Source organism: Blautia sp. HCP3S3_D9, assembly GCF_052063845.1.
Taxonomy (GTDB): domain Bacteria; phylum Bacillota; class Clostridia; order Lachnospirales; family Lachnospiraceae; genus Blautia_A.
The window spans coordinates 53999-66594 of the sequence record NZ_JBQHWS010000005.1 but is presented as its reverse complement, the minus strand read 5'-3'; the positions used below and the strand labels follow the sequence as shown (position 1 = coordinate 66594).

Below are 12596 nucleotides of genomic sequence, written 5' to 3'. Positions count from 1 at the left end.
AAGTCTGGTATATGAGCGATGCTTTGATTTCATAACTCCTTTATTTGTTTTTGTGTATGATATAGAAAACTATACTCTTAAACAGAATAGTATTAAGAACAGGGTAATCTATAAAAATTTTATCAGTATAATGGAGATGATTTTATGAATAGAAAGCGTGATTTAAAACTCAGTCTTAAAATTTCTCTGACATTAGGCAGTATTATTTTTCTCAGCATATTTATATATCTGATCATTTATATTCATAATTCTCAGAAATATGAAAACGAAGTTATGGGCAAGGAAAATATTGCCATGTTGCATTCGATTGATTCTTCATTGACAACAGTTTTTGAAAATGCAAATAATTATTCTAAATTAATTCTGGCTGACCGTGTTGTACAGGAGCAAATGAAGACGGGAAATATAGTGTCTGATTTTGAAAGACAACAGCTTTTGATTAGTCAGATTTATTCTATTACTCAATTTTCAGAGAGCATAGATATGGTCTGGCTGACTGACCAGAATGAACAGCAGTTGACCGTGGGAAAAAGTGCAGATTTTTCCATTGAAAAAAATTCTACAGAATATGATTGGATAAAAAAACTAAATGGAAAAGCAAAACTGTTGACAAAAGAACAAAATGGACAGAACTATTCTGTGCTGGTGAGAGCTTTTAAGGATTTGAATAAATTCCGTATACTTGGTATTATTGGTGTTCGGATTGATAATAAAAAGCTAAGATCTTTAATTTCCAAAAGTAGTACTTCTGATGATGAAAAGATCATTATTTTAAATGAAGATAACGAAATAATCTGTTCAGTGGGTAACTTTCATGAATTCATGCAAAACTCAGAAATAGTCCGGGAATTGGAAAAATCGGAAAGTGAAGTTATTCATCGGCAAAGAATTAATGGAAAAAATTATTATACTGCTGGAATTGTCAATAAAGAAAAAGGATGGAAGATCATTCGTTATTCCCCGATGATAAAAACCGATGGATTCAGCAGTGTTTTTCGGTTTAATATTATTCTTATTATGGGACTGGGATTCTTTATTATCTGTATCTCTTTGACATTAGCTCGTTTTTTAACAGTACCTGTACAGGCATTACTGGAAAAAATGAAAAGCATTGAACAGGGCGAACTTGAAAAAATAGAGGAAAAGGCATACTTAGCTGAATTCAGACAATTGTTCCATGGTTATAACAAAATGACAGATGAGATAAAACGACTGTTTCAGGATACAATTGAAAAACAAAAAAGAATCCGTATTGTGGAAATGAATGAAATGCAGGAACTTATGAAGCCGCATTTTTTATACAATACATTGGAAGCTCTGGAAGCATTAATTTTGATGGATGAAAAGGAAAAAAGTGCAAAACTGATAAGATGCCTGGGACAGTTTTACAGGAAATCTGTCAGTGGCGGAAGAGAATTTCTCACTGTAAATGAGGAAATTCAAATTGTAAAAGACTATGCAGATATATTAAAAATTCGATTTGGAGACAGCTTTAAGTTTGATGTAAGATTAGATGAAACTTGCAGAAATTTTAAAATTCCTAAATTAACAATTCAACCTTTGGTTGAAAATTCATTTCAGCATGGAATACGAATACAGGAAAAATATGGATATATCCAGGTAAATGTCCAAAGAGAGAATGATAAGATACATATTTCTGTTATAGACAATGGACAGGGAATACCGGATAATATTATCAAGGAGATGGAAGAGGGAAAAGTCCCGGATGAAAAGCGCAGTCTGGGTTTGAGAGGAACTGTTCAGAGGCTGAAGGTAATATATGAAGATGCATTTTCATATGAAATTCATAATGAAGCGATGTCAGAAATTCATATTTATATAAACTGTAATGTGTTGGGAGAAAAGTGAAATGAAAAAGTTGAAGGTAATTGTTATTGATGACGAAATGCTGATAAGAAAATTGATTCGTATGAAAATGGATACAAAAAGGCTGAATCTTGAAGTGGCAGGGGAATATGCCAATGGTGCGGCTGCATTGCAGGAACTGAGGGAAATACGTCCGGATATTGTAATCAGTGATATTTGTATGCCGGAAGCGGATGGACTGTTATTCAGTGAGGAATGTGTAAAACTTTTTCCTGAGATAAAAATAATACTGGTTACGGGATATGATGATTTTGAATATGCCAGAAGAGGTATTAAAGCGGGTGTATTTGATTATCTGCTGAAACCGATTCAGGAAGAGGAATTAAATAATGCTCTGGAGCGTGCGACTGAGCAGATTCTTAAAGCTCGTGGACAAAAAGAAAAACAAAGCCGGTTTCTGTATGAGATACAAAAAAACAAAGTGGCTTTAAGAGATATTTACCTGAATCATATTCTGAGTCAGAACCAGAATATAGAAGAGATGAAAGAAAGACTTCTGGAGTATGGCATAAATATAGAAGAAAAACCTTCCAGAGAGATACAACTGGGACTGATTGTGGTAGAAGAAGGATTTTATGAGCCGGAAGTGATCATGCAGATTATGGAAGAAGCAAAAACTTTTTTCCAGAGTGATGAAGGAATTATTGTATTAAAGGATTTATGGAATCGGATTGTGATCATTTCTGAATGTGAAGGAATTCCCTTTGCAGAATGTCTGGATATTCTGAATTCTCTTATAAAAACGAAATATAAATGCCGCCTGTTTGTGGGAATTTCCGGAAAGTTTTCAGGGTGGAGAGAAATACATATGGCATATCTGGATGCGCTGAAGTTTATACAGGATAAACGCATGGGGGAAAACAAAAAAAATACAGAAGATTTAAGAGCGTGGAAACAGATAGAAAATGCTGTTCGGAGGGGGAATATCGAAGAAGCTCAAAGGTTGGGGCAAATGATTCTGGATAATGAGGAAACTGACTTAGTGGAAGTGAACTTAAGACTTCAGACAAGATTTCAAAAACTCTGTATTGATCTGGAATTTAGTCAGAATAATCTTATGTTTTTGAAGGAGATTGCATGGGTTTATACAAAAGAACAGATAAAATATTGCGTTGGAAATATTATAACTGAATTGGTAATCAGAAGGAAAATTAACTCTGGAGACAATAACAGTGAAGTGATTGAAGAAATACTAAAATATATGATTCATCATATGGGGAAAGAAGCAAGCCTGAATTTTCTAGCTGAGAAATTTTCTCTGAGCAGCTGTTATTTAAGCAAACTGATTAGAAACTTTACCGGAAAAAAATATGTGGAACTTTTATCAGATATCAGGCTTTTGAAACTGTTGGAAATGATTCATACCACAAATATGAAAGATTATGATATTGGAACCATGATCGGAATCCAGGATCCTCATTATCTGAGCATCTGGTTTAAAAAAATGATGGGACTTTCTGTTACGGAATATCGAAAGTGTATCAGTGAAAAAACAAAATAATGAAATTCAATCAGTAAAAAGGACAAGAAAATGAAACATTTATAAAGGTTTTATGAATGTATTTTCCTGTCTTTTTTCTTTATACTTACAGTATCACAAAAACAAATCAAAAGGAGATCGGAAAATGAAAAGGACATTGAAAATGAAAAGGACATTGAAAAAAACAGGAGCTCTTTTACTTGCTGCCGGTTTAGCTGTTTCGTCAACAGCACCTGCAATGGCAAAGGATAAAGAAGAGCAGATCACACTTACAATCTGGCATCAGTCAGTAGCAGACACTGACCCGGTTAAAAAAATTATTGAGGATTCTGTGGAAGAATACCATGAATTACATCCCAATGTTACGATCGAGCAGGATGGAGTTACCGGTGAACAGTACAAAACAAAAATCAAGACAGCATTTGCAGCAGGAGAAGCACCGGATATTTCCTATATGTTCAGCGGCGGAAGTTTTGTAAAACCTTATATTGATGCGGGATATCTGATGCCAATTGATGATTATGTAAGTGAAGATACTTTAAACAGTGTACTTCCGGGAATGTTGGATGGATGCACTTTTGATGGAAAACTCTATACACTGCCGACTGTAACATTCCTTGCAAATTTATACTGTAATACAGAAATGTTTGAAAAAGCAGGAGCAGAGATTCCGACAAACTGGGATGAATTGTTGGATGCAGTTGCAAAATTAAAAGATGCAGGTTATACACCGATTATTCTGGGTGAAAAAGACAGATGGCCAGGTATGTATCTGTACGATATCATTTCTGCAAGAACAGCTGGGAATGCAGGTCTGGAAGAAGCTTTTGCTGATCCGTCTAAGTTTAATACAAAGCCATTTGTCGAAGCTGCAGAAAAACTTCAGGAACTGGTAGAAGCAGGAGCTTTCAATGACAGTATGATGAGCATGAGTTATGATGAGATGGTAGAGGGATTTGCAGCAGGACAGGGAGCAATGCTTTATCAGGCAAACTGGACACATCCGTCTATTCAGGCCGACACAGCTGCAACCAACGGTAAAGTAAAATGTGTGGCATTTCCTGTAATTGAAGGTGGTGCGGGAAGCATTACAGAATTTTCAGGTGGAAGTTCTGATGGATATTATATCAATTCAGACTGTGAGCATCCAAAGGAAGCTGTGGAATACCTGGAATACCTGAGCCATAAAATCGGTCAGGTAGGATATGAACAGGGAGCAGGTCTTCCATGTTGGGATACTTCTGATGTTGATACTTCAGAATTAACTCCACTGGATACAGAATCAGCAGCTCTGATGGAAACAGGAACTTCTTACATTTCATGGTGGGATAATATTCTTTCAGCAGAAGATTCCGAAACCTATAAAGATTTGCTTGCTCAGTTAATGGCAATGAAAATTACACCGGAAGAATTCTGTGAGAGTATGTCAAAACTCAGCCCGTCAGAATTTTATTCCAAATAAATGTTTATAAAAGGACTATATTTATTTGTAGTCCTTTTTCTTTAAGACTTGATATGTTAAGGAGCGGAAAATGCAGAAAATATTATCAAATAAAAAAGCTATTGCGTTATTTATGCTTCCTACAATGCTTTTGATTGGTGTTTTGGTTATTGTTCCAATCGGAATGTCTGTATATTACAGCTTACTGAATTGGGATGGTATCGGAAAAAGTATTTTTGTAGGACTGAGAAACTATAAAGACCTGATTTCTGATGAGCGATTTTTAAATTCTGTAAAAAATTCATTGTTATATGCCTGTTGCTCTCTGTGTATACAGCTTCCATTTTCTTTACTGCTTGCCATTGTTGTTGCAAATGTAAAAAAAGGTGAAAAATTTTACCGTACAACATTTTTTATTCCGGTTATTATTTCAAGTGTGGTAATTGGACAGTTATGGCAGAAAATTTACAATGGTGATTATGGTCTCTTAAATTCTCTTCTTTCTATGATCGGAATACAGGGACAGGACTGGATCGGTCAGGAAAGTACTGCATTGGTTTCCGCATTTATTCCAAACTTATGGCAGTACATAGGATATCATATGCTGATTATGTATGCCGGAATTAAATCAATATCTCCGGATATCAATGAGGCTGCAAGAATTGATGGTGCAAGCAAGACTCAGATTGCATTTAAGATTACCATTCCATTATTGAAACCGGTATTACAGGTATGTGCTACTTTTTCTCTGATCGGGGCACTTAAGATTTTTGATCTGATCTATGTTCTTACAGGCGGTGGTCCATTCTTCTCTACAGAGGTGCCGACAATTTATATGTATAAAACAATATTTGACTCCTTTAAATATGGATACGGAAGTGCCATTGCGATATTTGTAATTATAGAGTGTCTGATTTTAACAGGTGTACTTCGGTTATTGTTCAGAGATAAGGAGAAGGCGTAATTATGACTAAAAAAAAGATAAAAAACGGAAAAACTATAATCACACATATACTGTTAATGATTTTTGCGCTTATTCAGATTTATCCGTTATTCTGGCTGTTTGAATTTTCGCTGAAAGATAACAGTGAGATTTTTGGTGGAAATATTGCAGGTCTTCCGCAGCACTGGAGATTTGGGAATTATGTAACTGCTTTCTTTCAGGCCAACATTATGCAGTATTTCTTCAACAGTGTTCTGGTCACAGTTGTTACAATTATACTGACAGTTATCATAGCAGCAATGTCATCTTATGCAATTTCAAGAATGATCTGGAAAGGCCGTGAACTGACATTAAAGCTTGTTCTTATGGGAATGATGGTGCCGATTCATGCGGCAATGCTTCCTCTGTTTATTATTTTAAGTAAGGCACATATGCTGAATTCATATGTATCATTGATTATTCCGTATATTGCATTTGGACTTCCGATGGCAATTTATCTGTTTATAAGTTTTATGGAATCTTTACCAAGAGAAATGGAGGAAGCGGCTGCGATTGATGGATGTGGAATTTATCAGATGTTTTTTAAAATTATTTTTCCACTGATTCGTCCGGCAATCGCGACAGTAAGCATCTTTACTTTTATTTCTTCATGGAATGAGTTGATGTTTGCAGTTACATTTATTAATAAATCTCAATATAAAACACTGACTGTTGGAATTATGTCCATGGTAGGAGCTTATACAACTAAGTGGGGGGAAATTGGCGCTGGTCTTATGATAGCTACGATTCCTACGGTTATTATGTATTTGCTGTTAAGCGAGCAGGTACAGCAGAGTCTTGTTGCCGGTGCCGTGAAAGGATGATAAAGAGATGAGTAAGAATGTAAAATTGACAGTATATGCAGATCATACCAGAAATAAGATCAGCAAAAATATTTTTGGACATTTTATGGAACATTCTGCAGATGTGATTTATGGAAGCGTATATGATCCGGAAAGCAGATTTGCAGATGCAGATGGATTTCGAAAAGATGTGCTGGAAGTATTAAAAGAAGTTCAGGTTCCGATGCTAAGATATCCTGGAGGAAATTTTGTTTCTAATTATCATTGGGAAGATGGAATCGGACCAAAGGAAAAAAGACCAAAAGTATTTGACTATGCATGGCTGGCGGAAGATGACAATCGCATGGGTACTGTAGAATTTATAAAACTGTGTGAGAAGACAGGCGCAGAACCTTACCTTTGTGTGAACATGGGAAGTGGAACGGCTGAAGAAGCTATGCATTGGGTGGAATTTTGTAACGGAACAGGCGATACAAAGTATGCGAACATGAGAAGAGAATTGGGATATGAGGAACCTTTCCATGTAAAATACTGGGGACTTGGAAATGAGATGTATGGTGACTGGCAGTTTGGAGCGTGCAGTGCAGAAGAATATGCAAAAAAAGCTCTGGATTTTGCGAAAGCGATGAAATGGATGGATCCATCTATTGAACTGGTCGCATGCGGATATGATCTGGGAAGCGACTGGAATTATGAGGTTGCCAGAGTGCTGAAACCATTGATCAGTCATATCGCAATTCATCATTATTCCATTGGATATGATATTTTCAAAGAAGAAGATTATAACCAGTGCATGTATATTCCTGATTACCTGACAAAATTGACGAATGTGGCAAAGGCTTCTATTGTTGCAGGAACGAATGATGCGCTTACAGATATTAAGGTTGCCTGGGATGAATGGAATACACACGCATGGAACTTTGAAAAAGATAAGAATGACTGTAACTACACATTGAAAAACACTATTTTGACAGCAGGTATTTTACACTCATTTATTCGAAGTAGTGATGTTGTAGAAATTGCAAGCTATTCTCCATTTGTCAATGTATGTGGAGCCATTGCGACAGATGCAGAGGGAGTTCTTAAAAGAGCCCAGTACTATGTGTTTGAATTATTTTCCAAAGTATTCAGACAGTGTGATGGGTATGTCGAGACACATATGGAGGGAGAAACATACAGCCTTCCGGAAGTCATTGATTATTCAAACAGAAAAGCAGAAGCTAAATTTGCACTGGATGCGAAGAGTGCACAGAGAATTGTAAAAACCAATTATATTGACTGTGTTGCTGCGATAAATGATAATCATTCCAGAATGAGTATTTCTCTTATTAATAAAAACAGTGAAGATGGTTATGAGGTAGAACTGTCAGTATTGGGTAGCAAAGTGCAGTGGAATACAGGAAAATGCTATCAGATTTATCATGATGATTTTGAGGCTTACAACACCAGAGAGAATCCGGAAAATGTATCCGTAAAAGAGGCAGAAGGAATATTGAATGGTCAGAATATTCATCTGAATCCACATTCCATAACAGTAATTGTAGTTGAATTGGAGAAATAAATTAATGATAAAAACAGCTAAAATAGGGAATGGTTATGTGAGGGGATCTGCAGCAGCAGATCCCAGAATTATATCCTTTAAAGGAATTCCTTATGCACAGTCACCAACAGGGGAAAATCGCTGGCGTGCTCCCAGACCGTGTGAAGACTGGAATGGAGTCAGAGAGTGTATTGAATTTTCACCAATCTGTATGCAGAGCATTCCAGGATTGGATAAGGAAAACATTTATACAAAAGAGTGGAATGTAGACAGCGAGATTCCGATGAGTGAGGATTCTCTTTACTTAAACGTCTGGACTCCTGCGCGTACACCAGATGACAGACTGCCGGTATTTATCTGGATACATGGAGGAGCACTTCAGTGGGGAAATACGGCAGAAATGGAATTTGATGGAGAACGTCTGGCACGAAGAGGGATTGTAGTCGTTACTATAAATTACAGGTTGAATGTATTTGGCTTTCTGACACATCCGGATATGTTGGATGGAAAAGGAGATATGAATGTTGGAAATCTGGACCAACAACTTGCAATCAAATGGACAAAAGAAAACATCCAGGCTTTTGGAGGTAATCCCGAACGTATTACGATTGGTGGACAGTCGGCTGGAGGTGGAAGTGTTCTTACACAGATGAACTGTATGGAAAATAAAGGGTATATACAGGGTGCAATTATAGAAAGCGGTATGTTTGGGCTGCCATTTAAGATGGGATTTCCGGTTTCTCAGGAAGAAGCCATGGAATGGGGAAAACAGTTCCTGAATCTTTTGGGAGTGTCTACGCTTGAAGAAGCGAGGAAACTTCCGGCTTCTTATATCAGAGACAAAAATGATGAGTTTGGAAAATTATGGGGAACGGTAAATGATGGTATTTTTCAAAAGAATCATTACTTCCGGAATATAACATCAGGAAAATTCCCTGACATCCCGATTATGACCGGATGGACGGAAAATGAGTTTATTGTGGATGGAATCAATGCAGTGGAAGTTGGAACAAGAGCTTTCTGTGAATTACTGGAAGAGAATCAGTATCAGAGTCCGCATTATGTCTATAAATTTGGCGGTGATATTCCGGGAGAAGATCATCCGGGAGCCTTTCACTCCTCTGATTTGTGGTTCTTTTTCGAGACTCTTGCAAAATGTTGGAGACCGTTTACAGGAAAACATTATGATCTTTCCAGACAGATGTGTAATTATTGGTCTAATTTTATAAAGTGCGGAAATCCAAACGGAACGGACTGTACAGGAATTCCAATGGAAGACTGGATACCTTTTGATATACAGGATTCGAACCTGATGTCTTTTTACGAAAAAACGAAAGCGCAGAAAAAATCAGCAGATCAGCAGGTGCGTTTCTATATAGAAAAAGAGAAAAAGGCACATGAATAGAAATGGAAAGCAAAAAAGAAAATATATATGAATTTCTCTGCCAGATACCAAGAGTAGATTTTTATCAGAAAAATCTGCATTATCTTCCGGCAGTTTATTATGGACAGGAACATCCGAGACAGTATATGGAATGTTTTTATAAAGACGGATGTGAAAACATGCCGGTTATTATATGGATTCACGGAGGTGCGTGGGATGATGAATTTCTTACTGCATCTTATCGACCGGAAATAACACTGGCAGAACTTGCAGAAAAGGGATATTTTATTGCATGTCTGGAATATCGTCTGGCCAGGTATGCAGCTTTACCGGCATGTCTGGAAGACTGCCAGATGGCAATTGAGTATCTGCGAAAAACTGCCGACATTTATCATATTGACCCACAAAAGATAGGTCTTTGGGGAGAATCAGCAGGTGCTCATATTGCGTGTATGGTTGGAAGCAACTATAATAATAAAAAAATGATGCCTGTGCAGGGAATTGTATCATTTTATTGTCCATCTGATCTGACAGAAATGCTGAAAGAACAAAATAACATTCCTGGCTTTCTTGTAAATATACTGCCGGATTTTTCATCTTTGGAAAAACCAGAACTAATTTTACGAAGAGAAACAGCTGGTTCACTGACAGAAAAACAAAGACAGAGTTTAAAAGTAATGAGTCCTGTTTCCTATGCAGACAAAAAAATGCTTCCACCGCTTCTGTTATTTCATGGAGATCAGGATAAAGTGGTATCCTATAGGCAGTCTTTTGAATACAAGAGAAGGCTGGAGGAGGCAGGCAATAAGGCTGAATTTGTTATGGTGCCAGGGCAGGGACATGGATTTTTTCAGGGGCAGATATACTATGACAAAGTAATAGAATTTTTTGAGAAAAATATAGCGGGCAGATAAACATGATAAGGAATAAGCAGATATAGGAGACTTAAATATGAACAGAGAAGAAGCACAGCAGAGAGCGCGTGCACTGGTAGCGAAGATGACTGTGGAAGAAAAGGCTTCACAGTTAAAATTTGATGCAGAAGCAATACCAAGACTTGGAATACCGGCATATAACTGGTGGAATGAAGCATTGCACGGTGTGGCGAGAGCCGGTACAGCAACGGTTTTTCCACAGGCAATTGGTTTAGCTGCAGCCTTTGATACAGAAATGATGAAAGAAATTGGTTCTGTGATTGCAACAGAGGGACGTGCAAAATATAATGAAAACCAGAAATATGGAGACAGGGATATTTATAAAGGACTTACTTTCTGGGCACCGAATGTAAATATTTTCCGTGATCCAAGATGGGGAAGAGGTCATGAAACTTATGGAGAAGATCCATATCTTACATCACGTCTGGCGGTACCTTTTATTCAGGGACTCCAGAGTGATGGAGAATATATGAAAACAGCAGCCTGTGCAAAACATTTTGCTGTTCATTCCGGACCGGAGGCAAAGAGACATTTCTTTAATGCAGAGGCATCAAAAAAGGATATGGAAGAAACATATCTTCCTGCTTTTGAAGCCTGTGTAAAAGAGGGAAAAGTGGAAGCGGTTATGGGAGCCTATAATCGTACCAATGGGGAACCATGTTGTGCCAGCGAGGAATTGATGAATCATTATCTGCGTGGAAAATGGAAATTTCAGGGACATTATGTATCAGATTGCTGGGCAATCCGTGATTTCCACGAAAATCATAAGGTGACAGACAGACCGGAAGAATCCGTGAAAAAAGCTCTTGAAGCAGGATGCGACCTGAACTGTGGATGTACATATGAAAAGATTCTGAATGCTTACAGAGAAGGAATTATTGACGAAAAATATATCACAGAATCCTGTGTTCGTCTGTTTACTACAAGATTTTTACTTGGAATGTTTAATGAAACAGAATATGATAAAATCTCTTATCTGGAAGTGGAAAGCAAAGAACATCTGGAACTTGCAGAACAGGCGGCTACTGAGAGTATGGTATTGCTGAAAAATGATGGAATCCTTCCTCTGAAAAAAGAAGAAATCCATACGATCGGTATCATAGGACCGAATGCAAACAGCAGAAATTCTCTTATTGGAAATTATCATGGAACATCTTCAGAATATGTAACTGTACTGGAAGGTATGAAGCAGGCAGCCGGAGATCAGATCAGAGTGCTGTATTCAGAAGGTTGCCATTTGTGGAAGGATACGATTGAACATCTCGCTGCACCGGGACAGCCAGACCGGCTGGCAGAGGCACAGGCTGTTGCAGAATATTCAGATGTGGTGCTCCTGGTTGTGGGACTGGATGAAACTCTGGAAGGAGAAGAAGGAGATACCGGAAATTCAGATGCTTCCGGCGATAAAAAAGATCTGGAATTTCCTGAACCGCAGAAAAAATTAATGGATCAAATACTGGAATGCAAAAAGCCGGTGATTCTGGTCAATATGACGGGAAGTGCTATGAATTTAAGCGTTGCAGAAGAAAAAGCAGCAGCAATTATTCAGGCATGGTATCCGGGTGCCAGAGGTGGAAAAGCTGTTTCCGATGTTATTTTTGGAGAGAAATCACCTTCTGGAAAACTGCCTGTAACATTTTATAAAGATACCTCAGATATTCCGGATTTTGAAGATTATTCAATGAAAAACAGAACTTACCGTTATTATACCGGAGAGCCGCTTTATCCATTTGGATACGGCCTTACCTATGGAAAATGCGTGGTAAATTCTGTGACAGCAGAAAAAGTATACGGTCAGGAAAAAGAGTTTAAAGGGGTAAAACTTTTTATAGAGACTGAAAATCAGAAAAATACAGAAACTGATGACGTATTACAGGTATATATTAAAGACCTGGACACAGAATACGCGGTATTGAATCCGACATTGGCAGCATTTAAAAGAATTCATTTGAATGGTAATGTCAGTGGAAAAACTGAGATTTTTGTTGATAAAAGGGCATTTACCAGTGTTGATGAAAACGGAAATCGAAAAATTACCGGGAAAAACTTTAAATTGTATGCAGGATTTTCACAGCCGGATGCTCGTAGTGAAGTACTTACAGGAATAAAATGTAAAGAAATTCTTTGCCAGATATAAAATTCTT

The 12596-nt window shown here is 37.4% G+C and carries 9 protein-coding genes; all 9 read left to right on the top strand.

Translation table 11 applies throughout. The features are described 5' to 3' along the window. Positions 1-273 precede the first annotated feature (273 nt). Entirely contained in the window at positions 274-1869 is a 1596-nt protein-coding gene (locus tag ACTNES_RS02450) for a cache domain-containing sensor histidine kinase (RefSeq protein ID WP_441038454.1), read from the top strand. A 1-nt stretch (position 1870) separates the two neighbouring features. Next, positions 1871-3388 carry a response regulator transcription factor gene (locus ACTNES_RS02445; protein ID WP_291816798.1) on the top strand — a complete coding sequence of 506 codons (1518 nt, stop codon included), beginning with the start codon at positions 1871-1873 and terminating at the stop codon, positions 3386-3388. Between the two features lie 124 nt (positions 3389-3512). Further along, the gene (locus ACTNES_RS02440) at positions 3513-4829 is read left to right on the top strand and encodes an extracellular solute-binding protein (RefSeq protein WP_300333423.1); all 1317 of its coding nucleotides are present in this window, start codon (positions 3513-3515) and stop codon (positions 4827-4829) included. Between the two features lie 70 nt (positions 4830-4899). Further along, on the top strand, positions 4900-5772 hold the full coding sequence (locus ACTNES_RS02435; RefSeq protein ID WP_118330967.1) for a carbohydrate ABC transporter permease: 873 nt from the start codon (positions 4900-4902) through the stop codon (positions 5770-5772). A 2-nt stretch (positions 5773-5774) separates the two neighbouring features. Then, a complete protein-coding gene (locus ACTNES_RS02430; RefSeq protein WP_118330968.1) occupies positions 5775-6614 on the top strand; it encodes a carbohydrate ABC transporter permease in 840 nt (279 codons plus the stop codon). A gap of 7 nt (positions 6615-6621) precedes the next feature. Further along, complete coding sequence (locus ACTNES_RS02425; protein ID WP_291816801.1) at positions 6622-8154, top strand: alpha-L-arabinofuranosidase C-terminal domain-containing protein; 1533 nt, start codon at positions 6622-6624, stop codon at positions 8152-8154. 4 nt (positions 8155-8158) lie between these two features. Next, positions 8159-9538, top strand: coding sequence for a carboxylesterase/lipase family protein (locus ACTNES_RS02420; RefSeq protein ID WP_441038453.1), 1380 nt, complete (start codon positions 8159-8161; stop codon positions 9536-9538). Between the two features lie 2 nt (positions 9539-9540). Continuing rightward, positions 9541-10431: an alpha/beta hydrolase gene (locus tag ACTNES_RS02415; RefSeq protein ID WP_119245243.1), complete on the top strand. Its 891-nt coding sequence runs from the start codon at positions 9541-9543 to the stop codon at positions 10429-10431. 37 nt (positions 10432-10468) lie between these two features. Continuing rightward, positions 10469-12589, top strand: coding sequence for a glycoside hydrolase family 3 C-terminal domain-containing protein (locus ACTNES_RS02410; protein ID WP_441038452.1), 2121 nt, complete (start codon positions 10469-10471; stop codon positions 12587-12589). The last annotated feature ends 7 nt before the right edge of the window (positions 12590-12596 follow it).